Origin of the sequence: Bradyrhizobium sp. USDA 4538 (assembly GCF_024171045.1) — a bacterium.
In the GTDB taxonomy this organism is placed as follows: Bacteria; Pseudomonadota; Alphaproteobacteria; order Rhizobiales; family Xanthobacteraceae; genus Bradyrhizobium; species Bradyrhizobium australafricanum.
The window spans coordinates 2,525,190-2,551,528 of sequence record NZ_JALJZE010000001.1; the positions used below are offsets into that span (position 1 = coordinate 2,525,190).

Here is a 26,339-nt window from a genome sequence, read left to right on the forward strand (position 1 = left end):
CCCGACTTCAGCCGCGCCGGCAGCGCGCCCCCTCGCCCCGTTCTTACGGGGAGAGGGTTGGGGTGAGGGGCTGCCTCCGCAAGCACGGTGATAGCAGTATCCGCGGAGGCCCCCCTCACCCGCACGCGGGGAGAGGCAAAGTGGCAGCTCAACCGACCTTCGCCGCACGCCCGTTCTTCGGCGCCTGGGCCAGCGCGCGGGCCAGCACCTGGGCTTCCTTCTTCAGCATGTCGGCGAGCTCGCCTTCGCGGCGACGGATGCGGTCGGACGCGGCGCCGATCGAGAGCGCGGCGACCACCTCGCCGGCATCGTCGCGCACCGGCACGCCGACGCCGCCCATGCCGGGGAACGCGGCGTCGATCAGCACGGTGTGGCCGGCCTTGCGCGCCATGGCGATCCGCTCGCGCAGGAACTTTGGCGTGATGCGCGGCGATTTCGCCAGCCGCGGCACGATCACCTCGATCACAGCCTCGATCTCGGCATCCGGCAGCCAGACCAGCAGCGCCAGCGCGCCGGCGCCGACGCCGAGCGGACGGCGGCTGCCGATCTGCAAATAGTTCGGTTGCAGCGGATGGTTGCCGACCGAGCGCGCCAGATAAAGCGCCTCGACGCCGGATCGCACCGACAGCAGCGCGGTATCGGCTGAGCGCTCCGACAGCCGGAGCAGGCTCGGCTGCGCCAGCTCGGCGATGTCGACCGAACGGCGCGCGCCGACCGCCATCACCCGCGCCTCCTGGCCGAGCTCATAGGTCTTGGCGCCGGCGACGCGGCTGACGAAGCCTTCCTCAATCAGCGAGTTGAGAATGCGCAGCGCCGTCGCCTTGTTCAGCGAGGTGGAGTCGGCGATGTCGGTGAGCCGCAACGGCGAGCGCTGCGCCAGCACGCGCAGGATCGCGCAGACCTTCTGGATCGCGTTGAACTTGTCGGGTTGGCCCGGCTCCGGCAGTGGCCTCTTGCGGCTGGTCCGTGCGGTCGCAGTCGTGGAGGCGTTCATGCCCTGGCCTTCCTTGCCGTCAATTCCAAATCCTGAACCGCGCACGACGTTTAGACGCGCCCGGCGGACATCATCCTAGGACGGATGACGTGCGCCGGACACCGTATACTTTCATCAGATGAAACTTTGATTTCGACTATCTACGCTGCTGTGCAACAATAAGGATATTTGAATTTCGCATCACGAAATCTGATGCGGTTAGCATGATCCTTTCGAAAAACCGCTTCGCACTTTTTCGGATCATGCGCTACGCCAGCCGCAGCCTGCGGATCGTGAACAGCGCGCAGAGGCTGAGGATGCAGACCGCGGTGAGATAGTAGCCCGGCGCGAGCTCGCCGATCGTCGCGAAGCCGCCCATCCAGGTCATGATCGCCGGCCCCATGCCGCCGAACAAGGTGACGCCGATATTGTAGCTGAGACCGAGCCCGGTCGCACGCGTCGCCGCCGGAAACAGTTCCGACATCAGCGCGGCGAGCGGCCCGTAATACAGCGACTTCAGGACGCCGAGCCAGAGCACGCCGATCAGGATGATCATCGGCGTCGGCTTGCCGGTGAGCAGGAGGAAGGCCGGGAAGATCGACACCAGCAACAGCAGCGCGAACAGGATCATGTGGGTGGTGCGTCCGATCTTGTCGGAGACCATGCCTGCGATCGGCGCCAGCAGCGCAACCGCGGTCTGCGCGGCGAACGAGGCGATGAAGCCAACCGATGGCGCGAGGTTGAGCGTCTTCACCACATAGGTCGGCATGTAGACGATCAAATAGTTGACCGCGGTCGACACCGCGAGCGCGCCGATCGCGAGCATCGTGGCGAGCTTCTGCCGCGCGAACACTTCCCTGACCGGCGATTCCTTCTTCGCCGCCGGCGGCGGGGTCGCATCGTCGACGTGGTTGCGGATGTAGATGCCGACCGGGCCGATCAGGACGCCGAACAGGAACGGCAGCCGCCAGCCCCAGGACTGCAAATCCTCCGGGCTCATCAGCGAGGTCAGCAGTGCACCGAAGCCCGCGCCCAGCAGCCCGCTGACGCCCTGGCTCGCGAACTGCCAGCTCGCCACGAAACCGCGCCGCTCCGGCATGTGCTCGACCAGGAACGCGGTCGAGGAGCCGAACTCGCCGCCGGCGGAAAAGCCCTGCACCAGCCGCGCCAGCAGCACCGCGATCGGCGCCAGGATGCCGATGGTCTGATAGGTCGGCATCAGCGCCAGCACCAGCGTGCCCAGCGTCATCAGCACGATCGACAGCATCAGTGAGGCCTTGCGGCCGTGCCGGTCGGCATAGGCGCCGAGCACGACGCCGCCGATCGGGCGGATCAGAAACGACAGGCCGAAGCTGCCGAAGGTCAACAGCAGCGAGGTGGTCGGATCATTGGCCGGGAAGAACGCCTTGGAGAGATACACCGCGAAGTAGGCGTAGACCGAGACGTCGTACCATTCGAGCGCATTGCCGACCGAAGTCGCAACGATCAGGCGGGTGATGTTTTTCTTGGTCGTAACGTCGGCTTCGGAGTTAATCGGCGTCGATGTCGATAGTGTCATCAAATTTCCTTGGCCGTGTCGGCACTCTTCTCTCAACGCGTTGTACCCGGGCTTATCGTTCGAAGAACGGCGTTGCGTCCGCTCGCCTAAGCCCGGCCATTCACATCCTCCCCGTCATCCTGAGGAGCGGCGTCAGCCGCGTCTCGAAGGATCGACGGCCACCGGCGGGGCCGTGCATCCTTCGAGGCTCGCTCCGCTCGCACCTCCAGCGACAAAGGCGAAGCCTTTGCGCGGGGATGACGGGGAAAAAGCGCGCCCGTCCTTCGACCTTAACGCGCGGCCTCGCCGAGGTCCCAGAACAGGCCGGCCATGATGGTCAGCGCCTCCTCGGTCACCGGCAGCAGGATGTGCTCGTCGGGGGCGTGCTGCGAGCAGCCCGGATAGGAATGCGGCACCCAGATCGTCGGCAGGCCGAGGCCTTCGGAGAACACGTCGTTCGGCAGCGAGCCGCCGAAGTTCGGCAGCACCGCCGGCGCCTTGCCGGTGGTGGCGCGGATCGAGTTCGCCGCCCAGTCGATCCACGGGCTGTCCATGTCGGTGCGCGAGGCGGCAAAGCGCTGCGTGCCCGAGACCTCGACCATCGGGAAACCGTTGTTGTGCAGATAGTCCCGCACCGCGTCGATCACCTCGAGATGCCGGGTGCCGACGACGAAGCGGAGCTGCAGCACGGCGTTGGCCTTGCCGGGAATCGCGTTGGCCGGCTTTTCGATATTGCCCGACGACATCGCCAGCACCTCCAGCGTGTTCCAGGCATAGAGCCGCTCCGCCGCGGTCAGGCCCTCCTCGCCCCAATCTTCCGCCAGCGCCGGTTCGTCTGCCGACGGCTTGACCTCGACGTCGGCGAGCGCGACGCGGACGCGGTTCGAGATCGGCGGGGGTTTCAGGATCTCGAGCTTCATGCGACCCTTGCCGTCGACTAGGCTCGCGATCGCGCTCGCCAGGATCGTGGCGGGATTGGCGAGCACGCCGCCCCAATTGCCGGAATGGTTGCCGCCCTCGCGCAGATTGACGTCGAGATGGATGCGGTTGCCGCCGCGGCAGCCGAGGAAGATGGTCGGCCGCTCCGCCGACAGCCGCGGCCCGTCCGAGGCAATGAACAGGTCGGCCTTCAGCTCCTCGCGATGCGCCTCGCAGACCTCGCGCAGATCGGGCGAGCCGATCTCCTCGCCGGTCTCGATGATGAATTTGGCGTTGAAGCCGAGCTTGCCGCCGCGCGCCTGCTTCACCGCGCGCAGCGCCGCCATGTTGATCGAATGCTGGCCCTTGTTGTCGGCGGTGCCGCGGCCATAGACGCGCTCGCCCTTGACCGTGGTCTGCCACGGATTGAGCCCGTCGCGCCATTCGCCGACCATGCCGTCGACGACGTCGCCATGGCCGTAGGTCAGCACGGTCGGCCGCGAAGCGTCTTCCTGATAGTCGGCAATCAGATAGGGCCCGCGGCCGGTCGGCGACTCGATCAGGTGGGTCTTGAAATCGAGCTCGGCGAAGGCCGGTTGCAGATTCTCCACCAGATAGGCGCGCAGCGCATCGGCCTTGTCGGCATTCAGGCTCTCGGTCTGGTAGCCGACCCTGCGGTCCAGTTCCTTCAAGAACTCTCCCGATTGAAAATGCTCTCGCACCTTTGCGATTGCGTCGGCCCGTGTCGCCATGATTGTTCCTTCGTCCGGTCGCGTCTTGGCATGATCGCACCGGAACGCCATGCTTTGCGTCCCGATCATGCTTCTGGAGGGGCGCAACCTATCGGGATCGGCTCACGACCGGAAGGGCGCGAAATGCGAATGGGCCTTGCCAAAACGTGGGAAGTCGCAACAAGTTGATGCGGGACGCCCGGCATCGACCGGGCAGCAATCGAAGCGGCGCGCAAGGTTTCGACCAAGGTTTCGACAATGACAAAACAAATCCGGCTCAACGCCTTTGCCATGAACTGCGTGGCGCATCAGTCGCCGGGGCTGTGGACCCATCCGCGCGACCGCACCAAGGACTACAACAAGCTTTCCTACTGGATCGATCTGGCGAAGACGCTGGAGCGCGGCCGGTTCGACGGGCTGTTCCTCGCCGACGTGCTCGGCGTCTACGACGTCTATGCCGGCAATCCGGATGCGGCGCTGCGCAACGCGGCGCAGACCCCGGCCAACGAGCCATTGATGCTGATCCCGGCGATGGCGGCGGTGACCGAAAATCTCGGCTTCGGCGTCACCAGCAATCTCTCCTTCGAGCCGCCCTACCCGTTCGCGCGGCGGATGTCGACGCTCGATCACCTCACCGGCGGCCGGGTCGGCTGGAACGTGGTGACCGGCTATCTCGATTCCGCCGCGCGCGGCGCCGGCAAGGACAAGCAGACCGCGCATGACGACCGCTACGAACTCGCCGACGAATATATGGAGCTGGTCTACAAGCTCTGGGAAGGCAGCTGGGAGGACGACGCCGCGATCCGCGACGTCGCGCGCGGCATCTTCACCGATCCGAGCAAGGTGCATCCGGTACGCCATGACGGCAACAACTACCGGCTCAACGCGATCCACCTGTCGGAGCCGTCGCCGCAGCGCACGCCGGTGCTCTACCAGGCCGGCACTTCGCCGCGCGGCCGGCAGTTCGCCGCCGAGCACGCCGAATGCGTGTTCATGTCGGGACCGTCGGCGAAGGTGATCGGTCCGCGCGTTTCGGCGATCCGCGAGCTCGCCGCCGCGAAGGGCCGCAACCCGGCCGAGATCCTGATGTTCTCGATGATGTGCGTCGTGGTGGCGCCGACCGAGGCGGAGGCGAAGGCGAAGTACGCCGAGTATCGCCGCTATATCAGCCATGAGGGCGCACTGGCGCTGATGTCGGGCTGGACCGGCGTCGACTTCTCGACCTATTCGCTCGACCAGGAGGTGCGGCACGTGCAGAACGACGCCGGCCGCTCCGCGATGGACAACGTCACCCGCGCCGATCCCGACCGGGTCTGGACCGTGCGCGAGGTCGCCGAGCATGCCGGCATCGGCGGCGCCGGCCCGGTGGTGGTCGGAACGCCCGAGCAGGTCGCCGACAAGATCGAGCAATGGTTCGAGGACACCGACGTCGACGGCCTCAACGTCGCCTTTGCGATCTCGCCCGGCGATTTCGAGGACATCGCCGACATGCTGGTGCCGGAGCTCGTCAAGCGCGGCCGCTACAAGCGCGAGTATGCGAAGGGCACCTTGCGGGAGAAGCTGTTCGGCGCAGGGCGTGCGAGGCTCGACGCGACACATCCGGCGAGTCGGTATCGGGTGAAGAAGACGACGACGTAGCCAGCCCCGTCATTGCGAGCCACCCGGTCGGCGCGAAGCGCCGCTGGATGACAGGCTCAGCGAAGCAATCCATCCTTCCGCGTGTGTGGAACGATGGATTGCTTCGTCGCTCCGCTCGTCGCAATGACCAGGTTAAGCACAGCTCACGATCCCGTCATCCTGAGGAGCGCGAAGCGCGTCTCGAAGGATCGACGGCCACCGGCCGGGCCGTCACCCTTCGAGACGCGCTTCGCGCTCCTCAGCGTGACGGGGATGGATTGAGCACGCAGCGAAATCTCAATTCACCGAATTGCTCACCACCACCTCGATCAGCTTCGCACCCGGGCGGCTGAACGCCGACTTCATCACGCTCTTCAGCTCTTGCGGGTCGGTGATCCTGATCGCCTCGAGCCCAAGCGAGCGTGCGACGCCGGTGAAATCGACCGGCGGGTCGATGAAATCCATGCCGACATAGTTGTCGTCGCCGTGGAAGGCGAGCAGGCGCTGCTTGATGATGCGGTAGCCGCCATTGTTGACGATGACGAAGGTCAGCGGCAGCTTGTGATTGGCGGCGGTCCACAGCGACTGGATCGAATACATCGACGAGCCGTCGCCGGAATAGCACACCACCGGACGCTCTGGATTGGCGAGGCTGACGCCGACCGCGGCCGGCAGGCCCCAGCCGATGCCGCCGGATGCCAGCGCGTGATAGCCGTAGCGGTCGCGATGCGGCCTCAAGCCAATGATCTGGCGCGACGAGGTCAGGCCCTCGTCGACCAGGATCGCGTTGTCGGGCATCGCCTCCACGACCTGCAACGCCAGCCAGTCCGGATCGATCGGCGAGGTCTGGCTCGCCTTCGAGATCTGCTCGACCAGCGCCTTGCGCTTCGCCGCCCAGTTCTTCGTCGACAAGGCCGCGAGTCCCCGCCTGGCGCGCGTCTCCAGCGCGCCGTCGGCGGCCTCCTTCAACGCCGGCACTAGCGCGCGCAGCGTTTCCTTGACGTCCGCCTTCACCGCGATCTCGGCGCCGTAGTTCCTGGCAAGGTCGCTGTCGACCAGGCCGACCTGCACGACCGAGAGCCCGTCCGGCAGCGGATCGACCTCGCTGTAAACAGACATCCGCAGCGGATCGCCGCCGAGCGCGATCAACAGATCATGCGGCGCCAGCACGTCGCGCGCGACCTTCTGCAGCCGCGCGATCGCGCCCATGAAGCTCGGGCTTTCGGACAGGAAATGCGAACCATAGGGCGTCGGCGATTGCCAGGCCGGGCAGCCCAGCGTCTCGGCGAGATCGGCCGCCTCGCGCAGCGCATCGCTTTTCACGATCTCGTCGCCGACGACGATCACCGGTCGCTCCGCTTTCAGGATGCGCGCGGCCAGCGCCTTCAGCGAATCCTCCGACGGCCTCACCCGCGTGTCGATCCGGGTGGAGCGGCCGAGCTCAATGCCGGCTTCGGAATTGAGGATGTCGCCGGGCAGCGAGATGAACACCGGCCCGGTCGGCGGCGTGGTCGCGATCTTGGCGGCGCGGCGCACGATCCGCGGCAGGTCTTCGAGGCGCGTCACCTCGACCGCCCATTTCACCAGCGGCGTCGCCATCTGCACCAGCGGACCGTAGAGCACCGGTTCGGTCAGACCATGGCCCTGTTCCTGCTGACCGGCGGTCAAGATCAACGGCGTGCCGGTGAAGCTCGCATTGTAGAGCGAGCCCATCGCGTTGCCGAGGCCCGGCGCGACATGGACGTTGCAGGCGACCAGCTTGCCAGAGGCGCGGCTGAAGCCGTCGGCCATCGCGACCACCAGGCTCTCCTGCATCGCCATCACATAGGTGAGATCGGGATGGTCCTTCAGCGCGTGCATGATCGGCAATTCGGTGGTGCCGGGATTGCCGAACAGATGGGTGACGCCCTCATCCTTCAGCAGCGCCAAAAATGCCGAGCGGCCGGTAATGCGATTCTTCATGTTCCCTCCAGGCCTGTCGGCGCGTTGACCGACGGGGATCGAGGGAGATGACCAAACTTGCGCAGCTGGAGCAATCGAGCGGGCGGTCATGGCCGCATTCCGCAGGCGCGCGCCTGAGGTGAAGCACTCGCTAGAACATCCCCTCACGCTCGCTGCGCTTCTTCTTTTTCGAGCGCTGCCAGACCACGCCGGGATAGCCCTTCAGCGGCACCAGCGGCTCGCCGGTGTAGGCCCATTCCTGCAGTTCCTCGATCGCGATGTGATAGAGCGGCTGCCGGCCGGTGCGCCCGGAGAACAGCGCGCGCGGGATGTTGACCATGTGCGGCGACCGCGCGCGTTCGTAGATGATGGGCGTGCCGCAATTGGCGCAGAAGCTGCGCGCGGTCTTGCTTTTCGCGTCCTCGTAGCGCGACAGCTCGCTTTCGCCTTGCGTGATGCGGAAGCGCTTCTTCCAGCTGCCGACATAGGTCGCATAAACCGCGCCGTGCGCACGACGGCTGGTGGCGCTGTGATCATGCCAGGCCCAACGTGCCGGCACATCGATCTCGAACCGCACCTTGCCGCACAGGCATTGGCCGGCCGCGGGCTTCGCCAGCGCCACTGGCTTTGGCTTCTTGGTCGGCTCGAACTCGTCGTCCGGAAACATCGCGGTCTCCCATCAAGGCGTTGTTGCCCGGACGAGCGAAGCGATATCCGGGCTACGAAGAGTTACGCCTGCGCCAGTTCGTCGTGCACCGGATAATCCGTGTAGCCCTTCTCCTCGCCGGCATAGAAGGTGGCGCGGTTGTACTTGGTCAAGGGATAGCCGCGCTGCAGCCGGCGCGGCAGATCCGGGTTGGAGATGAAGTAGCGGCCGAACGCGATCGCGTCGGCATGACCTTCGGCGACCGCGCTCTGCGCGCTCTCACTGGTAAAATTGCCGGCCGTGATCAGCGTGCCGCTCCACATCGGGCGATACAGCACCATCGCCGACGGCACGTTCTGCCAATCGACCTCAGCACGCCCGGTGCCCGAGGCGCGCGGCTCTATGAAATGCAGATAAGCAAGCCCGAGCTTGTCCAGCGCCGTGATGGCGTGGCTGTAGAGCGGCATCGGGTCGGCCTCGCCGCTGCCGTTGGCGATGCCGTAGGGCGAGAGCCGGACGCCGACGCGGCTCGCGCCCCAGACCTCGGTCACCGCCTGCGTCACCTCCATCAGGAAGCGGACGCGGTTCTCGATCGAGCCGCCGTACCGGTCGGTGCGCAGGTTGCTGCGCGACTGCAGGAACTGCTCGATCAGATAGCCATTGGCGCCGTGAACCTCGACGCCGTCGAAGCCGGCGGCGAGCGCGTTCTTCGCGCCTTGCCGATAGGCCTCGACCATCAGGGCGACCTCGTCGGTCTCGAGCGCGCGCGGCGTCTCGTAATCGACCACCTTGCCGTCCGCCGTCATGCACTTGAATTCGGAGGGGATCGCGGCCGCCGACGGCGCCACCGGCAGCGCGCCATCGGGTTGGAACGAGGAATGCGAGACGCGGCCGACGTGCCAGAGCTGCAGGAAGATCAAGCCGCCCTTGGCGTGCACGGCGTCCACCACCTCGCGCCAGCCCGCGATCTGGGCCTCGCTATAGATGCCGGGAACACCGGGATTGCCGAAGCCGGTCGCAACCACCGGCGAGGCCTCCGCGATCAGCAGGCCGCCCGGCGTGGCGCGCTGCGCGTAATATTCGGCGTTCATCGGCCGCGGCGCGAGGCTCGGCCGCGCCGCCCGCATCCGCGTCAGCGGCGCCATCACGACGCGATGTTCGAGCTGGTAGGGACCGATCTTGAGCGGAGAGAACAGCGACGGAGGATTCATGCCTGCCCCAATTAATCTTGTGTCATTTCCCGTTGTAGTCTGGGCATGATCCGCCCGGAAAACCGGTACCCACTTTTCCGGATCATGCCCGTTATCTAACGGGTTCATCTTGTTCATGAAAGCGGGTAGTGGCAATCTGTTGCCACGAGAACAGGTCTCCCATGTCGAAATCGAGCGCCTCATCGCTCCCCTCCCTCAGCGTCCGCATCGACCTCGATGCCGAGGACCGGATCGGGCCGGGCAAGATCCTGCTGCTTGAGCGGATCAAGGAATGCGGCTCGATCTCCGCCGCCGGCCGCGCCATGGACATGAGCTACAAGCGCGCCTGGGACCTGGTCGACGAGATCAACCGCATCTGCCGGCAGGCGGCGGTGGAACGGCAGACCGGCGGCAAGAATGGCGGCGGCGCGGTGCTGACCCCGTTCGGCCTCTCCTTGGTGGCACGCTACCGCAAGATCGAGCGCGACGCGGCAAGCGCCGTGCGCAAGGACCTCGAGGCGCTGCGCAGCGACATCGGCAAGCCGAAGAAGGCTGCCGGGCGGTAAATGCAAGAACCGGCCACAGCAAGGGGCGCTTACGAAAATATCGAAAACAACCCCATGCAAAGGAGCCGGCGACGGCCGGCGTTCGACAAGGCAACTTGACGCGCCGGGCAAATCAGGGGTATTCTTCTAATATTCCGAAATCATGCGGGCGTTGGGGTGAGGGCTTCGCTCCGCGAGCACGCCGAGCATCGAGACCCGTACCCCCTCACCCGGATTGCATCTGGCGATGCAATCCGACCTCTCCCCGCAGGCGGGGAGAGGTGAAGAGAAACAGCGGGACCAGCCCTAAGCGGTCTTGATCCAGACCGCCTTGACGTTGAGATATTCCTCGACGTGCTGCTTGCCGGACTCGCGGCCGTAGCCGCTCATCTTGTAGCCGCCGAACGGCACCGCGGGGTCCATCGCCTGGTAGCAATTGACCCAGACCGAGCCGGCACGCAGCGCCTTGGCGACCTGGTGCGCCTTGCTGACATTGGTGGTCCAGACGCCCGAGCCGAGGCCGAAGGTGGTGGCGTTGGCGCGCTTGATCAGCTCGTCCGGATCCTTGAACGAGATCGCCGAGATCACCGGGCCGAAGATCTCCTCCTGCGCGATACGCATGTTGTCCTGCACATTGGCGAACACGGTCGGCTGCACGAAATAGCCCTTCGACAGCGCGCCCTCGGTGAGGCGGCCGCCGCCGGCAAGCGCCTTGGCGCCCTCCTTCTGGCCGATGTCGAGGTAGCCCGAGACGCGGTCCATCTGCTGCTGCGACACCAGGGGACCAATCTGGGTGTTGGGGTCGAGGCCGTTGCCGACCTGCAGCTTCCTGCCGAACTCGGCGACGCGGCCGACGAATTCGTCATAGACCTTCTGCTCGACGAACAGCCGCGTGCCGGCGCTGCAGATCTGGCCGGAATTGGCGAACACCGCCATCGCCGCACCGGGCACCGCGGCGTCGAGATCGGCGTCGGCGAACACGATGTCCGGCGACTTGCCGCCGAGCTCGAGCGAGACGCGCTTGAGGTTGCCGGCCGAGGCGCGGATGATCGCCTGGCCCGTGATGTGCGATCCGGTGAAGGCGACCTTGTCGACATCCGGATGCGAGGCGAGCGCGGCGCCCGCGGTCTCGCCATAGCCCGGCACGACGTTGACGACGCCGGGCGGAATGCCGGCCTCCATGCAGAGCTCGCCGATGCGCAGCGAGGTCAGCGGCGATTCCTCGGCCGGCTTCAGCACCACGGTGCAGCCGGTCGCGATCGCGGGGCCGATCTTCCAGATCGAGGCGGTCAGCGGCCCGTTCCAGGGAATGATGGCGCCGACCACGCCGATCGGCTCCTTCAGCGTGTAGGAGAAGATCTCGCCGGGCAGCGAGTTCTCGATGGTCTCGCCGTGGATCGCGGTGGCCTGGCCGGCATAGTAGCGCAGCATGCCGAGCGCGCGCAGGCGGTTGCCGCGGGTCCGGCTGATCGGTGCGCCCATATCGAGCGTGTCGAGCTGGGACAGTTCCTCGAAATTGGCTTCGACGAGCTCGGCGAGCTTGAGCAGCATGTTCTGCCGCTCGAACGGCTTCACCTTGCTCCAGGCCCCTTCGAACGCGCGGCGCGCCGCCGCGACCGCACGGTTGATGTCCTCGGCATCGCCCTCGGCGACCGACGCGAGCAACTCGCCGGTCGCGGGATTATGCGTCTCGAATTTCTTGCCGGAGGCGGCGTCGACCCATTTGCCGTCGATCAGCATCTTCTTGTAGGAGCCATCGGCATAAGGATGGCGCGTGAGCGGAATAGCCTGCGAAACAGCCATGTTTGCACTCCCTGTAAAATGTCGGCTGAGGTCTTTTGGAAGCGTTATATCCCGAATTCTACAGCGCGAACGCGAAACCGTAAAGCCGAGCCGGCGTTGATCAGGGCGGCGCGCACGAAAACCTCCCATGCGCGCGCGTGCATGGTACGATAGCGACTGAACCTCAGCCACACATGTGTCCGGAGACCACCGATGCCCCACCCCGTGATATCAGCCAATCATGTTGCCGTGATCACCGGCGGCGCCTCCGGGATCGGGCTCGCCGCCGCATTGCGGTTCGCGCAGGCCGGCATGAAGGTCTGCATCGCAGATCTCGGCGATGACCGGCTGAAGGCGGCTGCGACAAAACTGTCATCTGCGGCGTCGGGTGGCGCGGCCGATATCATGACATCAGCGGTCGACGTCAGCCGAGCCGACGAGGTGGCAAAGCTCGAAGACACGGTCGCGCAAAAGTTCGGCGGCACCGATATCCTGATGAACAATGCCGGCATCCAGCCCGGCAGCGCGATGTTCGGGCCAGCGGACAATTGGCAGCGCATCCTCGGCGTCAATCTGTGGGGCGTGATCAACGGCACGCAGGCGTTCGCGCCCAACATGATCAAGCGCGGCCGGCCGGGGCTGATCATCAACACCGGCTCCAAGCAGGGCATCACCACGCCGCCGGGCGATCCCGCCTACAACGTTTCCAAGGCCGGCGTGAAGGCATTCACCGAGGCGCTGCAGCACGAGCTGCGCAACACCGACGGCTGCAAGATCACGGCGCATCTCTTGATCCCGGGTTTTGTCTTCACCGGGCTGACCGCGCGCGGCCGCACCGAGAAGCCGGCCGGCGCCTGGACAGCGGAGCAGACCGTCGACTTCATGATCGAACGCCTCGATGCCGGCGATTTCTACATCCTCTGCCCCGATAACGACGTGCCGCGCGCGCTCGACGAACGCCGCATCCTGTGGGCCGCCGGCGACATCGTCGAAAACCGCCCGCCGCTGTCGCGCTGGCATCCGGATTACGGCGATGCGTTCGCCGCGTTCGTGAAGGGGAAGTAGACGCCGTCCGTCATTGCGAGGAGCTCGCGACAAAATTGCAAAGCAATTTTGCGCTGAAGCGACGAAGCAATCCATGGCACCGCATACGCCGAGGCATGGATTGCTTCGCCTCGCTCGCAATGACGTGAAAGCGTCGTCGAGCGCACTATCGTAGGATGGGTAGAGCGAAGCGAAACCCATCATCTCTCCTGCGGCCCGCTATTTGATGGGTATCGCTTCGCTCCACCCATCCTACAAAGCTCTCAATTCGCCCGCACCTGCATCCTTGTCACCGGCTGCGCCATCAGCGCCTCGCCGAGTTCGCTCTGCTGGGCGCGCGGAATCGAGAAGCAGACGCTGAAGCCGTCCGACGTCTTGAGCGTCATCATGCCCTGCGCCGGATCGGTCGACTGTTCGATCACCCAGGAATCCAGCGGATAGGCGTAGCGCAAGGTCTGGTCGCCGAAGCGGGTCTGCAGCGCCTTGCTGATCAGCCCGGGCAAAGTCATGACCAGCGCACCGACCTGGTTGATCGACAGGCGGATGGTTGCGGGCTCGCCCCTGCCGTCCACGAAGCCAAGCGAAATGGCGCAGCCATCGGACGCGACTTCGCAGGTGGTGAGCTCCTGGGTTTCGATCTGCATGCCGGCACTCCGGATCATCGTTATATTCCATTCAATATATCGCCAAGACGACCAGCGTCCAGCCCTTAAAACTATAGCCGCGGCAGCCATCGGCAGAGCCGCGCGCGGCATTAGAATCTATTGAAGCCTGCGGTGCCCCGATTGACGCCGGGCGGGCAACCGCGAATAAATCGGGCACAAAGCCCAGGCTGATTTTTCTTCGCGATTTTCCAGAGAATTCATTCGGTTCGGCAGTGCCGCGCGCGTGCCCTGAATGGCCGTGGCATCCGCGCCGCAGCCGTGATATACACGTGAATATAGCGAGGTCCGCGAAGGACCCGTTTGACCAGGGAGAGCAAGGCCAATGAGTGATTACAAGCTTCTCATCGACGGCAAGATGGTATCCGGCGACCAGACCATGCCGGTGCTCAATCCGGCGACCGAAGAGGTGGTGGCGCGATGCCCGCGCGCCTCCAGGGACCAGCTCGACAAGGCCGTCGCTGCCGCCAAGGCCGCCTACCCGGCCTGGGCCGCCACGCCGATCGAGGAGCGTCGCAAGCTCATCATCAAGATGGCCGAGGTGATCGAGACCAACGCCAACGAGCTCGCGCATATCCTGACCAGCGAACAGGGCAAGCCGCTCGCCGATGCCACCGGCGAGGTGATGGGCATGGCCGGCTTCTTCCGCTATCTCGGCTCGCTCGAACTGCCGATGCGCGTGATCGAGAATTCCGGCGACCGCAAGGTCGAGGCCTATCGACGTCCGCTCGGCGTGGTCGGTGCGATCATTCCCTGGAACTATCCGCTGCTGATCCTGGCGTTCAAGCTGCCGTCGGCACTGCTCGCCGGCAACACGCTGGTGGTGAAGCCTGCGCCGACCACGCCGCTGGCCTCGCTGCGCTTTGCCGAGCTGGTCAAGGACATCCTGCCGAAGGGCGTGCTCAACTTCATCGCCGACGCCAATGATCTCGGCGACCACATGACCAAGCACCCCGACATCCGCAAGATCTCCTTCACCGGCTCCTCGGCCACCGGCCAGAAGGTGATGGCGAGCGCATCGCAGACCTTGAAGCGGATCACGCTCGAGCTCGGCGGCAACGATGCCGGCATCGTGCTCGACGACGTCGATCCGAAGAAGGTCGCGCCCGGGATCTTCGAGGGCGCGTTCCAGAACTCGGGCCAGGTCTGCCTCGCCATCAAGCGGCTCTATGTGCATGAATCCGTCTATGACGAGATCTGCAACGAGCTGGTCGCGATCGCGAAGAACACCGTGGTCGACGACGGCTCCAAGCAGGGCACCAAGCTCGGCCCGCTGCAGAACAAGATGCAGTACGAAAAGGTCAAGGCGTTCCTCGACGACGCCCGCAAGAACGGCAATGTGATCGCCGGCGGCGCCGCGATGGACCGGCCCGGCTACTTCATCGAGCCGACCATCGTGCGCGACATCAAGGAAGGCTCCAAGCTGGTCGACGAGGAGCAGTTCGGCCCGGTGCTGCCTGTCATCAAGTACTCCGACAAGGACGATGTGATCCGCCGCGCCAATGCCACCACCTACGGCCTCGGCGCGTCGGTCTGGTCGTCCGACATCAAGCGGGCGCACGAGATCGCGACCCGGATCGAGGCCGGCACGGTGTGGATCAACAAGCACCTCGACATGGCCCCGAACATTCCGTTCGGCGGCGCCAAGCAGTCGGGCATCGGCACCGAATTCGCCGAGGAAGGCCTCGCCGAATTCACCCAGCTGCAGATCATCAACGGCCCGCCGGCCGCCTGATCCATCAACATGCGGCCGCGACGCCCAGGCGCCGCGGCCGCCCCTCCCCTCCACAACGAACAGAGCCCATCATGTTCGATGCCCAATGCGACCTTGCCGCCCTGGTCTATGACGCCAATGACGATCCCGATGCCGTCCTGCGCGACTTCGCTGCCGATCTGAGAGCACACGGCGCGCGCGTGGTCGGCATGGTGCAATCAGGCCAGTGTGCGGACTCCACCCTGTCGGCGGTGCTGGTGCATAGCGGCGAGACGCTGCTGCTGGCGCAACCGCCGAGCCAAACTCCTGCGAGTCCTGGCGCGACCGGCTGCAAGCTCGATCTGTCGCGGCTGCAGGCCGCGGGCATCCGCGTCGCCGACGCGCTCGCCGGAGGCGCCGATCTCGTCATCGTCAATCGATTCGGCAAGCGGGAACGCGACGGCAAGGGGCTCGGCTTTGTGATCGAGCGCGCGCTCGGCGCCGACATCCCCGTCGTGATCGCGGTGTCTCGCACGAGCTTTGCGGACTGGATCAAGTTCGCCGGCGGGATGAGCGTGAAGCTCGCCTGCGACCGCCACGCGCTCGACGCCTGGTGGCACAGCGTCTCGCTGCGCGCCGCGGCCCGGATCGCGCCGGATCACGTCACGGTCTGCGAGGCGTTCAAGTAGGCCGCTTCGTAGAGTGGGTTAGCCGAAGGCGTAACCCACCTCTTCTCCCAACGCCGCACAAATGGCGGGTTACGCTTCGCCAACCCACCCTACAAAGCTATCACCGTCATCCTGAGGAGCGCGCTCTTGCGCGCGTCTCGAAGGATGCACGGCCAGGCCGGTGGCCGTCGATCCTTCGAGACGCCGCTTCGCGGCTCCTCAGGATGACGGGATAACAGAACCGGACGCGTTAGGGGCTCGCCTACAGCGTCTCCTGCTTGTGGTCGCAGTTCTTGCAGGTGAACTTGACGCGGGACTGGCCCTTTTCCGCCTGCACCCGGTTCGGCGCACCGCATTTGCCGCAAACGGCCTCGATCCGGGTCGTGCCCTGCTTGATGACCAAGTTCCGCTTTTCCATGGTCTCGCGGATGAGGCGTTCGGCCTCCTCGCGCAGCGATTGCTTCGACATCATCTCCACCGGTCGTTGGTTAGCGGGCGGCGTCATAGCACGACCGCGTGAAGTTTTGACAGCGGGGATTGCAGCTTAATTTTCAGACAATGAGCCGGTCAACCGGCAACCGGAAATGCCGCGGTTTGATCGGTTTTGACGGCCGGCCGATGCGGAACACGTTGACGAGGCGCAGATCGGCGCCAATTTTGCCGAGATTTCGCAGCCGGTCGTTGAAGTCAGGGTGATCGGCCAGCGCCGAAATCGGGCACGCCGCGAAACCGGCGCGATCGATCTCCAGCCAGGCGCGGTAGAAATGCCGTCCGGTCGTGAGTGGATCCTCACCGAGCGGACGGCAAAACAGCACGATCGCCGATGCCGACGCAGTCTTGGCGCCGTCGGCAAGCAACGACGCGGCGAAGCCGAGACGATCGAGCGGCTTGAACAGGTTGCCGAGCACGTAACGCGCGGCGGTGGCCTCGACCACATTCATGGCCAGCGCATCACGGTTGAGGCCATCGAGCAGATAGTGCGGATGGCCGGGCGACAGCCGCATCCATGCGAGCAGCTCAGCCCGGTAGTCGTCACCGCGGACAAAGGAGAATTCGGCCCGATCGGCCCAGCCGGCGATATCAGCAATCGCCCGGCGATCGCCAATGCAGATCACATCGTCGCGCGCGGCAACGAGCTGCGCCAGCGCCGCCGCATCGTCCGGCGATGCCGCAAACTTGCCGCGCCACGACATGCGGCGTGCCACGAGGTCCGCCAGCGGATCGGGCTCGGCTCCTTGCTTGATCGCAAAAGAGCAGAGCACGGCAAACTGCGGCGACAGCGGCTGCTCGAGCGTGGTGATGCCCGTGATTGCGAAGCCATGGCGATTGAGCGCGAGGCTCATGCCCTCCAGCGCCGCGCCGTGCGACACCAGAACGTCATGCCCCGCGGGGTCGGCGACCGGCGCGCGCACGCCGGTCGCATCGACCAGCGCCAGCCGCCCGTCGCCGAGCAGGCGCCAGCGGGTCGGCTGGATGTTGTGGACGCTCGGCGCCAGCCGCGCCTCCGCGACCACCTCGCGCAGCAGATCCGGCGTCAGCGCGCTCATGCTGCGGCCAGCCGCTTGGTGAACAGATGCAGCCGGTGCAGCGGCCTTGCGCCGACCTTCTCGACCTGGCGCAGCGACGGACCGTTGATATCGGCGATCCAGGTGCCGCCCAGCGTGCGGTAGCCCGCCTCCTGCAACGCCAGCGCGGTGCGGTAGAGCATCGCGCCGTTGAGGCCGCGATTGTGCAGGTCGCGGCAGACCGACTGATAGATCAGCACCGCGCGCCTGTTCATCACGCGGTGCTGCACGAATTTGAACGGCGCTGACAGCCCGACCCGGCCGCCGATCGCCTTGATCAGCGGATTGAGGTCGGGGATCGCGATGATCGCGCCGGCGGGCCGGCCGCGGTGATAGACCACGGTCGAAATCCGGTTGTCGATGATCCACATCATGTCGCCGGCCTGGAACAGATATTCGGCGGCGGTCGGCGGCACGAACATCGGATTGTCGGCAAAGCCGTCATTGAGGATCAGCCGCGCGTCCTCCAGCCGCACCTTGAAGGCGGAACGCTTGATCGGCTGCCAGACGAAATCCGGGTCAGTGAGCACCGCGCGCTGCTTGTCGCCGAGCAATTGCTCCGGCTTGCCGCCGTCGAGCGCGATCTCGAACGTCGTCATCGGGAAGGTCGCGGCGTAGCCGGCGCGTTCGAGATGCTGTGCAATGTGCGGCGGCGACCACATCATGTCGGTGAACGGCGCATGGTCGAACCCGTCGGTCATCACGCCGATCTGCTGCATCGCCGTGAGGTTGAAGTTGCCGGTGACGCGGCTCATGCCGCGCGCCGACAGCCATTGCTCGGCGGCGCGCAGCAACGCATCGGCCACTTCGTCATCGTCGATGCAATCGAAGAAGCCGAATGCACCGTGGCGGGTGCCGTGCTTGCGGTTGGACGCGTCGTGGATCGAGGCGGCGATGCGGCCGACCGGCCGCCCATCGCGATGCGCGGAGAACAGCGCATAGCGGCCGTGGCCTTCGATGACGAACGGGTTCTTCGCCGGATCGAACATCCGGTCGAAATCGCTCCACAGCGGCGGCACGTAGAGGCTGTCGGGCCCATAGGCGTTGAGCGCGGCGTCGAATGCCGCCCTGCGGTCGCCCTCGCGGATCTCTGATGTCATTTGGCCTCCGGGGTCAACGCCAGCAGCCGGCGCACTAGCGCCAGCGCGGTTTCAGTGGCGGGATCGGCCGTGGTGACGGGCACCGCGAGCACGATCAGGTCGAGCGGATCATGCGCGAGCACGATGACATGGGAGGCGTTGTTGGCTGCGATCAGCGACACGATGCGCTCGGCCGCGGGATCGGTCGGCGCCAGTCCCCACGGCGCGTCGGACCGCCGCAGCACACGCCGTGTCGACAGGAAGTCGTGCAGCAGCGGCGGATCGTAGAGCGCGAGCTCGTGCTCGCGGAAGCGCCGCGCGCTTTCGAAGATCGGATGCCGCGCCAGCTCGGCGATCAACTGCTCGCGGGTCTGTGCCGGCGATGCGGCGACCGAATTGAGCACGCCCGGCTCCTGCGATTCGAACAGCGCCCGCAGCGCGTCCGTCATCAACCCGATGGTCAAGACGCCGGCGATCGCAACCGCGACGAACCGAACCATCTGCGCGGCGTCGACGTCGGGCGCCATGAAGGCAGCGGCGAGGCCCAAGAGGCCCGAAGAGATCAGCCGCAGCGCCATCATCGCAAGGCCGTGCCGGCGTGTCTCGGCACCGCCGCCGGCGATCAGCATCACCGTCACCGTGAGCAGCGCGCCCAGCGCGCCGAGCCGCACAGGGATATCAGGAAACAGCGTGCGGAAATCGGTCAGGATGAACGGGATCACGACCAGCGCGCCGACCGCCATGCGGCCGATGCTGCGGTTCTCCGCGGCCATCAGCGCGGCGCGATCCCGCGTCGCCAGCAGCAACGCGCAAGTGGCGAAGCCCAAGAGCTGGAACAGCGCCAGCGCGATCGCGTAAGGCATCGCCAGCCGTTGCAGTCCGAACAGGCCACCGAGACCGAGCAGGATGGCGCCCGCGAGCGCCGCGATCTTGACCGGGCGCGGCGCGTGGCGCCGCAGGATGCCTTCGGTGACGATCAGGGCGCCGAGCGGGACCAGCGAGGCCGGGATCACCGAGAGGCGGTCGAGCAGGCGGCTTCCGGTCCACCAGGCAAGACCGCGGTCGAGGAACAGGATCGCGATCACGCCGAGCGCGAGCAGCAGGCGGCGCGTCAACGGGCTCCTTGGATCGCGCCGGTAGAACGTCATCATCGCCACGGCGAGCCCGATGGCGCCGCACAGATTGACGATGGAATCGGCGATCACCCCGGAGGTCATTTGCCGCCCGTCAGGTCATCGATGGCCCGCCGCACCAGCGGGCGCATCAGGGCGGCGACGAGCGCATTGCGCGGCTTCTCGATCGCGGGCCGATGCGGGTTGAGAAACCAGCCGCGGCAATCGGTGCCCGAGGTGCGGCCGAGGATCAGCGCGACCGCCTCATAGGCCATCAGCATGCCGGTCGAGATCACCATCGGCGCAAACGACATCCGGCTGCGGCGGCCGGCGGCGACTTCGCCGGCGATGGCGAGGTCGACATAGTTGCGCGACGAGGAGTGCAGCATCACGTGCTCGATCTCGGCGCGCATCGCGGCGCGGCGGTCGTCCTCGGTGATATCGGTCCAGTCCTTGCCAAGGGTCGGAAAGCCGAGGCGCTGCTCGGGCCGCGGATCGTGCGGGCGCACCACGATCACCGACGGCAGCGGCGACATATAGGCGTCGATCACCGTTGCATCGGCGCGCTTCGCGGTCCGGTACAGATGCACGCCGGCGGCGATATCGTCCATGCCGTTGACGATGACCGGGCACTGCGCGGCGATCCCGGCCAGCTCGCTGGTCCAGTTCTCGCCAAGCACCTCGATCTCGATGGTCGGATTGATCCGTTTTGCGGCTTCGGCGGCAACCGCCGCCTTCTCGCGCCCGACCTCGTCGGCGAAGGCGAACACCTGGCGGTTGAGGTTGGAGACCTCGAAGCGATCGATGTCGGCGATCACGAATTTGCCGACGCCGGCGCGCGCCAGCGCCATGAAGGCCGCGCCGCCCATGCCGCCGACGCCGCAGACGAACACCCGCGCCTGACGCAGCAGCTGCTGCTCGTGCTCGTCGATGAAGCCGATATTGCGGCCAGTGAAGGAGTAGTAGTCGAAATTCATCGCGCGGCCCCGCTATCCTGCTTGCGCGGACGCAGCGTGCCGAAGGCGCGGCTGTCGTCCATCCAGTAGACCACCGGCAGCACCAGCCGCTGCAGCGCCAGCATCGCGGACGCCGCGAGCAGCGACGGCAGCGAGCCCGAGGGCACCTCGCTCATGAGATAGCGGCGCGCGCCAGCAAGATCGACGCGGCCGATCTGCAGCACGTCGTCGCCGCGGCCGTAATCCAGCTCGCGCTCGCAGAACTCGTTGTAGATTGCGTTGCGATGTTTCGGTGCGATCTCGAAGGTCTTCTTCAGCGCGTCCGAGCCGCCGGTATAGGCGTTGGTGATGACCGAGCGCGCCTCGTCGAAGCCGGCCTCCTCGCCGACGCCGAACACCGCGCGATGCCTTGCCATGATGCCGCGCGCCAATTGGAGATGCGCAAAGCTCTGTCGCGCGCCCGGCAGCGGCGACGGGTAGACGTCCGAGAACGTATCGCTGACCATGCCGACCACCGCCGGGACCTGGGTGACGTTGGAAATCCATTTCGGCCGCAGCCCGTCGCGGGCGAACAGCACCAGCGCGGTCAGGCCGTAGAGCACCCAGGACAGCCCCTGCCCGCGCACATCGGGATCGACCATGACGAGGCCGAGATGGGTGACCTCGGCCGGCTCGCCGTCGAGCGGCACGTCCATCACCGACAGCGCGTTGAACGCGATCGGCCGCCCGGTGTCTTCCTCCGAGATCAGCGTGACGACGGCGCGCGACAGCCGCTCGGGTTCGCCGGAGAAGATGCCATAGGTCAGGCTCTCCTCGGGCAGCGTCTTGGCGGCGACGATGCGCAGTTGCTCGACCAGCGCGTCGAGCTCGTCCCTCGGCAGCGACAGTCCGGGCGATTCGACGATGCGGGTGCGCTGGCCGGCCTGGGTGCGCAAGCTGAGATCGATGGTCGGCTGCGACAGCGCCTTCAGCCAGAAGCCGCCATGGCTGCGCAGACCGTCAAAGGCGGCGCGCGCCTTGCCAAGACTCTTGCCAAGGTTCTTGCTGCCGCGCGAAGCCGGCGTGGGATTGTCCGTGGACGCCATTTCTCTGTCCCTCGGGCGCGATCTCTGCACTCGCGCCTGTTAAAGAGCCATGAGCGCAACCTGACGCTGTTTGCCGCACGGTAAACAAGGCCTTCCGGAAACGGAACAAGTTGGCCGCAAGCGGTCGGCGGCCTATCCACACCGTCATTGCGAGGAGCGATAGCGACGAAGCAATCCATCGCTCGGCATACGCGGAAGAATGGATTGCTTCGCGCGCTCGCAATGACGGCGGGGTCGGCCAAGTCCCCGGAACGACGAAAGCGGCGGGTGAGAAACCACCCGCCGCTTCGACTTGACTTCGGCTCACCCTGCCTTGGAGACCTCCATCAGCAGGCGCTCCGCCTTGGCGTCCTCGATGCGGTTGACGAACTTGCTGCTCTCGTAATTGTCGCGCACCGTCTTGGTGAGCGTGACGCAGGTCTGGATCAGCATCACGATGCCCATCGTGAGATAGCCCTTCATCCAGAGGTCGATCGGCAGGAAGAACACGCCGACGGCGACGAGGAAGGCGGAGGCTGCAAAGGACGCGTAAGTGAAGGTAACCCAGCTGCCGCTGTGGGGTTGGATGGTCTGGTTCATGGTCGTCTCCTTGATGATAGATGGTTTGAAATTGGCTTGGTTTCAGACTTGAAGTTCAGGCTTGAGGTTTCAGGCTTGGGATTTCAGGCTGCTGGCGGGCGCCTGGCTTTCAGCCGCGCCAGCACGTCGTCGGCGGTCGATTTCATGCGCGGGCCAAAACCCTGCTCGGCGAGCTTCTCGGCGGTGGCTGATGGTCCCGAGGCGGCGTCGATCTCGACCAACGCCTCGTCGGCGGCCTGGATCTCCATCTGTCGCTCGCGCAGCCGCTTCAGCGTCGCCTCCGCTTCCGGCAGCGTCGACTCGTAGGGGCGCGCCGCCTCGATGCCACTCCGGCGCAGCGAACGCACCGCTTCCGATGCGCGGGCCAGCCGGCGGCCGCGGTCGAGCTCGGCGATGCGCGCCTCGGCGTTGCCGACATGGCGCTTCAGCCGTGTGATCTCGGAGGCGAACAGCGCGCGTGCGGTCATCGCGGCGTCGCGCTCGGCTTCGAGATTGGCGATCGCCTGCGCGGCTTCGCGGGCGAGGTCTTCCCGGCCGCCATCGAGTGCCGCCGACGCGCGCACCTCGAGATCGGCGATCCGGGCGTTGGTGGCGTCGAGCCGCCGGCCCTCCTGCTGGTCGCCGGCGATCGCCAGCGCCAGGGTCCGCTTCGAGCGGTCGACGGCGGCGGCGGCATCGCGCATCTGCTGGTCGAGGATGACCAGCGCGGTGCGGTCTTGAAGTTCCTCTTCGGCCACCGCAACGGTGCCGCGGAAAAGAGTGAAAACAGTTTTGAACATTTCATCGCTCCCTGTTATGAGCATCGCTCATGAATCTCTTGTACCACATAATGAGCATTGCTCAAGAATTATTTGAGCGACGCTCAAGACAATGGTTAACGAAGGATCAAAGATGTCCAAGGCATTGGAACGACGTGCAAAACTGCGGGAAGCGCTGATCGAGGCGGCGGAACGGGCGATTGCGGCAAAGGGTCTCGGTGGCCTGAAAACCCGCGAACTGGCCCAGGAAATCGGGGTCGCCAATGGCGGCGTCTACAATCTGGTCGAGGATGTCGACGAGCTGATCCTGCGCGTCGGCTCGCGCACGCTGGCGCGGCTCGATGCGTCGCTGTCGCTGGCCGAGATCGGCGGGGCTGCCGCGCCGCGCGAGATGCTGGTGCGGATCGCGGTCGCCTATTGCGACTTCGCCGCCGACAATCTCGAACTGTGGCGCGCGCTGTTCGAGCATCGCATGCAGCCCGGCAAGCCGGTGCCGGAATGGGCGATCACCGAGCAGATGGAATTGTTCCGCCACATCTATAAGCCGCTCGCCGCGCTGTTTCCGCAGCGTTCGCCGGCGCAGCTCGGCGTCACCGCGCGCAGCCTGTTCTCCGCCGTGCATGGCATGGTCGCGCTCGGGCTGGAGCACAAGCTGATCGCGGTGCCGATCGGCGCATTGCGCAGCGAGATCGCCACCTTGACGCGCGCGATGGTCGACGGGCTGACGGCGAAGAAGGAATAGGCCGCGTGCCCCAAAACCGCACGATGTCCCCCGCCATGCGGTCAGGCAAAGTTGCCGCAGAGCACCGTGAATTGCAGCTGTTGCCCCAGGGGGACGCAGCGGCCGAGGTCAGAAAAGGGGGAAAGCCACTTGCGGAATGACCGAACCGTAGCCATTTACCACGGATCGAGTTTCGGCCGAACGACTTGGCCTCGCCGCTGATAGCGTGCCTGACTGACGACCCTCACCCCCTGAACTTCGAATTCGCCTGCTGCGCTCGTGAGTGCGGCTCCAAACACGCATCTATAGGACGATTTTCCATGAGCATGGGAACTGTGAAGTGGTTCAACAGCCAGAAGGGTTTCGGCTTCATTCAGCCGGACCAGGGAGGCCAGGACGTTTTCGTTCATATCAGCGCAGTCGAACGCGCCGGCATGAGCACCCTCAACGAGGGACAGAAGGTCTCTTTTGAGATCGTTGCAGACCGCCGGACCGGCAAATCTGCTGCGGACAATCTGCGCGCGGTGTAAGCTGCGACAATCGGCCATGATGCTTTGACCCCGGATGAACTGGCAAAGCCTCTGGTTACGCGACCCCGCGACCGGTCACCCGGCCGCGGGGTTCTCTTTGTCAACACCGCGCGCAATGCCCGCCAGGACCAGGACTTGAACCGTCCGCCGGCGAAACGGCCTGCGCATTGAAGCAGCTGAGGTCGCGAGCGTGTCCACCAATATCGATCCAGCTCGGCAGCACGACGACATCATGTACCCGCAAGTCCTCCCGTTCCTGCTGGTCCACGTGGGGTGTCTGGCGGCGATCTGGACGGGCGTCTCATGGCAAGCGATTGCAATTTGCGTCGCCCTGTACTGGCTGCGCATGTTTGCGATCACCGCCGGCTATCATCGGTACTTCTCGCATCGGGCTTATTCAACAAGCAGGACGTTTCAATTCATCCTAGCATTCCTCGCCCAAAGCAGCGCTCAGAAAAGCGTCCTTTGGTGGGCCGCGAAACATCGACATCACCATCTTCATTCGGATACCGAGCAAGATGTGCATTCGCCGGGGCATAAGGGCTTCGTATACAGTCATCTCGGGTGGATTTTTTATCGACAGCACGATGCAACTGATCTGACGAAAGTTGCGGATTTTGCCTCGTATCCGGAGTTGATGTGGCTTCACAGATTGGAGGTCTTGCCGGCGATCGTGGTCGCAGGTCTGTGCTTCCTCATCGCCGGATGGCCCGGGCTCGTGGTCGGTTTCTTCTGGAGCACCGTGCTGCTGTATCACGCCACGTTTTGCATCAACTCCCTCGCGCATGTTCACGGGCGCAAGCGGTACGTTACGGGCGATGACTCCCGCAACAATTGGCTGCTGGCTCTGTTTACGATGGGTGAGGGTTGGCACAACAATCATCACGCCTACCAAAGCAGTGCGCGGCAAGGCTTCCGGTGGTGGGAGATTGATGTGACCTATTATGTTTTGGTGACCTTGTCCTTGCTCGGTATTGTCTGGGATCTGAAGGCGCCGCCCACGCAGGTTCTCCGCAACGAGCAGCGCTTGGGATCGCGTGTGATAAAGCGAACGGCTGAACAACTCGCTGGTCGCTTCAATCCCGAATACATCGCGCAGGCTATCAAATCGTCGGTCCACGAAACCGGATTGTCGGTGCGGGAAGCGCTTGTTCTGTTACAGCATCGCGCCGACTTGCATCTGCCCAGCATACCAACGCGCGACCGGTTGTTGGCTGAAGCCCAGGCCATGTTCGCGAAGACAAGTTCGTTGGACGACATTGTCGACCGTGCGCATGAACTCCTGGTGGAGTCGGTTTGCCTCCTGCTCGCCGTTCCACCTCGGATGGCCGGCGCAAACCCGAAACCTCAGGTGAGCCAACCGTAACATTTTGCCTTGGCCTTTTCCCAACCTCACGGCTCCATCGTGTAGGCGCGCCCGGGTTCGAGCGCGTAGATGGTCAGGAAGCGCAGCGGCCGGTCCGGATCGCAATTGCGAAACAGCGTGTGCGGAACGTCGGGTCGATCTTGCAAAGTCTCGCCCGCCCGATACTGGCGCGGCGCCTCGTCGCCATACGCCGACTCGGCAACGCCTTCGACGATGAAGACCACGCCGCCAACGGGGTGCCGGTGCAGCGGAGCGACCCCGCCGGGCGGATAGGTCACCTCGGCAACGACAAGCTCGCGATCATCGCCGGGCAAAGCGAGACGCTCAAGGGTCCTGCGGGTGACGCCGGCGAATCCGGCTTGTTGAGCTTTTGCCTGACCGTCGCTGCTTTCAGCCATTGGAACCCCTCCCTGTCACGCGCGCCTTTGCCCCGTTCAGATCAAGGCTGCGGTGACTATGGGGGCGCTTCAACGACGCAACAAGCGCCCAAGCATTTCAACACATGTCGCGCGGGCGAGGCGAAGCCCTTGCCACCCCTGCTCCCACGTTGCAGGATTCCTGCGAGAACCTTCAGCAGTGGGCCTTGCATGAAAACGAGTATCGTCACGACGCGGGCGTCGGGGATCGCCGCCCTGGCGCTC

Annotated in this window: 25 protein-coding genes; 8 read left to right on the plus strand and 17 right to left on the minus strand. The window is 65.3% G+C overall.

The window, feature by feature from the left end; genetic code table 11:
• Positions 1-148 precede the first annotated feature (148 nt).
• From J2R78_RS11115 to J2R78_RS11125, 3 genes are all read right to left on the minus strand, one after another.
• Positions 149-994 carry an IclR family transcriptional regulator gene (locus J2R78_RS11115; RefSeq protein WP_057015479.1) on the minus strand — a complete coding sequence of 282 codons (846 nt, stop codon included), beginning with the start codon at positions 992-994 and terminating at the stop codon, positions 149-151.
• A gap of 247 nt (positions 995-1,241) precedes the next feature.
• Positions 1,242-2,531, minus strand: coding sequence for an MFS transporter (locus tag J2R78_RS11120; protein WP_253604365.1), 1,290 nt, complete (start codon positions 2,529-2,531; stop codon positions 1,242-1,244).
• Between the two features lie 269 nt (positions 2,532-2,800).
• Positions 2,801-4,180, minus strand: coding sequence for a M20 family metallopeptidase (locus J2R78_RS11125; RefSeq protein ID WP_253604367.1), 1,380 nt, complete (start codon positions 4,178-4,180; stop codon positions 2,801-2,803).
• 237 nt (positions 4,181-4,417) lie between these two features.
• Here J2R78_RS11125 and J2R78_RS11130 point away from each other — a divergent pair, with 237 nt between their 5' ends.
• Entirely contained in the window at positions 4,418-5,797 is a 1,380-nt protein-coding gene (locus J2R78_RS11130; protein WP_253604369.1) for an LLM class flavin-dependent oxidoreductase, read from the plus strand.
• Positions 5,798-6,073: 276 nt separating this feature from the next.
• Here J2R78_RS11130 and J2R78_RS11135 read toward each other — a convergent pair whose 3' ends face one another.
• The 3 genes from J2R78_RS11135 to J2R78_RS11145 form a co-directional block, all read right to left on the minus strand.
• Positions 6,074-7,738 carry a thiamine pyrophosphate-binding protein gene (locus tag J2R78_RS11135; protein ID WP_253604370.1) on the minus strand — a complete coding sequence of 555 codons (1,665 nt, stop codon included), beginning with the start codon at positions 7,736-7,738 and terminating at the stop codon, positions 6,074-6,076.
• 130 nt (positions 7,739-7,868) lie between these two features.
• Entirely contained in the window at positions 7,869-8,384 is a 516-nt protein-coding gene (locus J2R78_RS11140) for a GFA family protein (RefSeq protein ID WP_253604371.1), read from the minus strand.
• A gap of 62 nt (positions 8,385-8,446) precedes the next feature.
• Positions 8,447-9,574, minus strand: coding sequence for an alkene reductase (locus J2R78_RS11145; protein ID WP_253604372.1), 1,128 nt, complete (start codon positions 9,572-9,574; stop codon positions 8,447-8,449).
• A gap of 161 nt (positions 9,575-9,735) precedes the next feature.
• Between J2R78_RS11145 and J2R78_RS11150 the strand changes: the two genes are divergently transcribed.
• Entirely contained in the window at positions 9,736-10,119 is a 384-nt protein-coding gene (locus J2R78_RS11150) for a winged helix-turn-helix domain-containing protein (protein ID WP_016846469.1), read from the plus strand.
• A 285-nt stretch (positions 10,120-10,404) separates the two neighbouring features.
• On the opposite strand, the gene J2R78_RS11155 is transcribed toward J2R78_RS11150, so the two are convergent.
• Complete coding sequence (locus tag J2R78_RS11155) at positions 10,405-11,901, minus strand: aldehyde dehydrogenase family protein (protein ID WP_253604374.1); 1,497 nt, start codon at positions 11,899-11,901, stop codon at positions 10,405-10,407.
• A 192-nt stretch (positions 11,902-12,093) separates the two neighbouring features.
• On the opposite strand from J2R78_RS11155, the gene J2R78_RS11160 reads away from it, so the two are divergent.
• On the plus strand, positions 12,094-12,945 hold the full coding sequence (locus J2R78_RS11160) for an SDR family oxidoreductase (protein ID WP_253604376.1): 852 nt from the start codon (positions 12,094-12,096) through the stop codon (positions 12,943-12,945).
• A 242-nt stretch (positions 12,946-13,187) separates the two neighbouring features.
• Here the strand turns inward: J2R78_RS11160 and J2R78_RS11165 are convergent, their stop codons facing one another.
• A complete protein-coding gene (locus tag J2R78_RS11165; RefSeq protein WP_253604378.1) occupies positions 13,188-13,568 on the minus strand; it encodes a hypothetical protein in 381 nt (126 codons plus the stop codon).
• A 343-nt stretch (positions 13,569-13,911) separates the two neighbouring features.
• Here J2R78_RS11165 and J2R78_RS11170 point away from each other — a divergent pair, with 343 nt between their 5' ends.
• The gene (locus tag J2R78_RS11170) at positions 13,912-15,321 is read left to right on the plus strand and encodes an aldehyde dehydrogenase family protein (protein WP_253604381.1); all 1,410 of its coding nucleotides are present in this window, start codon (positions 13,912-13,914) and stop codon (positions 15,319-15,321) included.
• 71 nt (positions 15,322-15,392) lie between these two features.
• The gene (locus J2R78_RS11175) at positions 15,393-15,968 is read left to right on the plus strand and encodes a DUF2478 domain-containing protein (RefSeq protein WP_253604383.1); all 576 of its coding nucleotides are present in this window, start codon (positions 15,393-15,395) and stop codon (positions 15,966-15,968) included.
• 241 nt (positions 15,969-16,209) lie between these two features.
• On the opposite strand, the gene J2R78_RS11180 is transcribed toward J2R78_RS11175, so the two are convergent.
• From J2R78_RS11180 to J2R78_RS11215, 8 genes are all read right to left on the minus strand, one after another.
• Positions 16,210-16,416, minus strand: coding sequence for a hypothetical protein (locus J2R78_RS11180; RefSeq protein WP_024581255.1), 207 nt, complete (start codon positions 16,414-16,416; stop codon positions 16,210-16,212).
• Between the two features lie 82 nt (positions 16,417-16,498).
• Positions 16,499-17,494, minus strand: coding sequence for a hypothetical protein (locus J2R78_RS11185; protein ID WP_253604385.1), 996 nt, complete (start codon positions 17,492-17,494; stop codon positions 16,499-16,501).
• Positions 17,491-18,612, minus strand: coding sequence for a GNAT family N-acetyltransferase (locus tag J2R78_RS11190; RefSeq protein WP_253604387.1), 1,122 nt, complete (start codon positions 18,610-18,612; stop codon positions 17,491-17,493). Before J2R78_RS11190 ends, J2R78_RS11185 begins: the two co-directional genes overlap by 4 nt.
• Positions 18,609-19,808: a hypothetical protein gene (locus tag J2R78_RS11195; RefSeq protein ID WP_253604389.1), complete on the minus strand. Its 1,200-nt coding sequence runs from the start codon at positions 19,806-19,808 to the stop codon at positions 18,609-18,611. Before J2R78_RS11195 ends, J2R78_RS11190 begins: the two co-directional genes overlap by 4 nt.
• Entirely contained in the window at positions 19,805-20,680 is an 876-nt protein-coding gene (locus J2R78_RS11200) for a ThiF family adenylyltransferase (protein WP_229161879.1), read from the minus strand. Before J2R78_RS11200 ends, J2R78_RS11195 begins: the two co-directional genes overlap by 4 nt.
• Positions 20,677-21,744 (minus strand): hypothetical protein, encoded by a 1,068-nt coding sequence (locus J2R78_RS11205; protein ID WP_253604390.1) that lies wholly within the window; start codon positions 21,742-21,744, stop codon positions 20,677-20,679. The genes J2R78_RS11200 and J2R78_RS11205 overlap by 4 nt, the downstream gene beginning before the upstream one ends.
• A 303-nt stretch (positions 21,745-22,047) precedes the next feature.
• A complete protein-coding gene (locus J2R78_RS11210) occupies positions 22,048-22,323 on the minus strand; it encodes a YiaA/YiaB family inner membrane protein (protein WP_038384293.1) in 276 nt (91 codons plus the stop codon).
• A gap of 83 nt (positions 22,324-22,406) precedes the next feature.
• Positions 22,407-23,102 carry a PspA/IM30 family protein gene (locus J2R78_RS11215; RefSeq protein ID WP_253604392.1) on the minus strand — a complete coding sequence of 232 codons (696 nt, stop codon included), beginning with the start codon at positions 23,100-23,102 and terminating at the stop codon, positions 22,407-22,409.
• A gap of 112 nt (positions 23,103-23,214) precedes the next feature.
• On the opposite strand from J2R78_RS11215, the gene J2R78_RS11220 reads away from it, so the two are divergent.
• The 3 genes from J2R78_RS11220 to J2R78_RS11230 all read left to right on the plus strand — a co-directional run bounded on the left by J2R78_RS11220 (position 23,215) and on the right by J2R78_RS11230 (position 25,698).
• Positions 23,215-23,823 carry a TetR/AcrR family transcriptional regulator gene (locus J2R78_RS11220; RefSeq protein WP_050385268.1) on the plus strand — a complete coding sequence of 203 codons (609 nt, stop codon included), beginning with the start codon at positions 23,215-23,217 and terminating at the stop codon, positions 23,821-23,823.
• A gap of 299 nt (positions 23,824-24,122) precedes the next feature.
• Positions 24,123-24,332: a cold-shock protein gene (locus J2R78_RS11225; RefSeq protein ID WP_028341292.1), complete on the plus strand. Its 210-nt coding sequence runs from the start codon at positions 24,123-24,125 to the stop codon at positions 24,330-24,332.
• Between the two features lie 232 nt (positions 24,333-24,564).
• Positions 24,565-25,698, plus strand: a complete 1,134-nt coding sequence (locus J2R78_RS11230; protein ID WP_253609801.1) for an acyl-CoA desaturase — start codon at positions 24,565-24,567, stop codon at positions 25,696-25,698.
• Between the two features lie 26 nt (positions 25,699-25,724).
• Here the strand turns inward: J2R78_RS11230 and J2R78_RS11235 are convergent, their stop codons facing one another.
• Positions 25,725-26,096: a cupin domain-containing protein gene (locus J2R78_RS11235; protein ID WP_253604394.1), complete on the minus strand. Its 372-nt coding sequence runs from the start codon at positions 26,094-26,096 to the stop codon at positions 25,725-25,727.
• Between the last annotated feature and the right edge of the window lie 243 nt (positions 26,097-26,339).

What these genes read in the sequence shown, in the direction of transcription:
- J2R78_RS11115 (WP_057015479.1), bottom strand. Translation starts at nt 994, where the DNA reads ATGAACGCCTCCACGACTGCGACCGCACGGACCAGCCGCAAGAGGCCA.
- J2R78_RS11120 (WP_253604365.1), bottom strand. Translation starts at nt 2,531, where the DNA reads ATGACACTATCGACATCGACGCCGATTAACTCCGAAGCCGACGTTACG.
- J2R78_RS11125 (WP_253604367.1), bottom strand. Translation starts at nt 4,180, where the DNA reads ATGGCGACACGGGCCGACGCAATCGCAAAGGTGCGAGAGCATTTTCAA.
- J2R78_RS11130 (WP_253604369.1), top strand. Translation starts at nt 4,418, where the DNA reads ATGACAAAACAAATCCGGCTCAACGCCTTTGCCATGAACTGCGTGGCG.
- J2R78_RS11135 (WP_253604370.1), bottom strand. Translation starts at nt 7,738, where the DNA reads ATGAAGAATCGCATTACCGGCCGCTCGGCATTTTTGGCGCTGCTGAAG.
- J2R78_RS11140 (WP_253604371.1), bottom strand. Translation starts at nt 8,384, where the DNA reads ATGTTTCCGGACGACGAGTTCGAGCCGACCAAGAAGCCAAAGCCAGTG.
- J2R78_RS11145 (WP_253604372.1), bottom strand. Translation starts at nt 9,574, where the DNA reads ATGAATCCTCCGTCGCTGTTCTCTCCGCTCAAGATCGGTCCCTACCAG.
- J2R78_RS11150 (WP_016846469.1), top strand. Translation starts at nt 9,736, where the DNA reads ATGTCGAAATCGAGCGCCTCATCGCTCCCCTCCCTCAGCGTCCGCATC.
- J2R78_RS11155 (WP_253604374.1), bottom strand. Translation starts at nt 11,901, where the DNA reads ATGGCTGTTTCGCAGGCTATTCCGCTCACGCGCCATCCTTATGCCGAT.
- J2R78_RS11160 (WP_253604376.1), top strand. Translation starts at nt 12,094, where the DNA reads ATGCCCCACCCCGTGATATCAGCCAATCATGTTGCCGTGATCACCGGC.
- J2R78_RS11165 (WP_253604378.1), bottom strand. Translation starts at nt 13,568, where the DNA reads ATGCAGATCGAAACCCAGGAGCTCACCACCTGCGAAGTCGCGTCCGAT.
- J2R78_RS11170 (WP_253604381.1), top strand. Translation starts at nt 13,912, where the DNA reads ATGAGTGATTACAAGCTTCTCATCGACGGCAAGATGGTATCCGGCGAC.
- J2R78_RS11175 (WP_253604383.1), top strand. Translation starts at nt 15,393, where the DNA reads ATGTTCGATGCCCAATGCGACCTTGCCGCCCTGGTCTATGACGCCAAT.
- J2R78_RS11180 (WP_024581255.1), bottom strand. Translation starts at nt 16,416, where the DNA reads ATGTCGAAGCAATCGCTGCGCGAGGAGGCCGAACGCCTCATCCGCGAG.
- J2R78_RS11185 (WP_253604385.1), bottom strand. Translation starts at nt 17,494, where the DNA reads ATGAGCGCGCTGACGCCGGATCTGCTGCGCGAGGTGGTCGCGGAGGCG.
- J2R78_RS11190 (WP_253604387.1), bottom strand. Translation starts at nt 18,612, where the DNA reads ATGACATCAGAGATCCGCGAGGGCGACCGCAGGGCGGCATTCGACGCC.
- J2R78_RS11195 (WP_253604389.1), bottom strand. Translation starts at nt 19,808, where the DNA reads ATGACCTCCGGGGTGATCGCCGATTCCATCGTCAATCTGTGCGGCGCC.
- J2R78_RS11200 (WP_229161879.1), bottom strand. Translation starts at nt 20,680, where the DNA reads ATGAATTTCGACTACTACTCCTTCACTGGCCGCAATATCGGCTTCATC.
- J2R78_RS11205 (WP_253604390.1), bottom strand. Translation starts at nt 21,744, where the DNA reads ATGGCGTCCACGGACAATCCCACGCCGGCTTCGCGCGGCAGCAAGAAC.
- J2R78_RS11210 (WP_038384293.1), bottom strand. Translation starts at nt 22,323, where the DNA reads ATGAACCAGACCATCCAACCCCACAGCGGCAGCTGGGTTACCTTCACT.
- J2R78_RS11215 (WP_253604392.1), bottom strand. Translation starts at nt 23,102, where the DNA reads ATGTTCAAAACTGTTTTCACTCTTTTCCGCGGCACCGTTGCGGTGGCC.
- J2R78_RS11220 (WP_050385268.1), top strand. Translation starts at nt 23,215, where the DNA reads ATGTCCAAGGCATTGGAACGACGTGCAAAACTGCGGGAAGCGCTGATC.
- J2R78_RS11225 (WP_028341292.1), top strand. Translation starts at nt 24,123, where the DNA reads ATGAGCATGGGAACTGTGAAGTGGTTCAACAGCCAGAAGGGTTTCGGC.
- J2R78_RS11230 (WP_253609801.1), top strand. Translation starts at nt 24,565, where the DNA reads ATGTACCCGCAAGTCCTCCCGTTCCTGCTGGTCCACGTGGGGTGTCTG.
- J2R78_RS11235 (WP_253604394.1), bottom strand. Translation starts at nt 26,096, where the DNA reads ATGGCTGAAAGCAGCGACGGTCAGGCAAAAGCTCAACAAGCCGGATTC.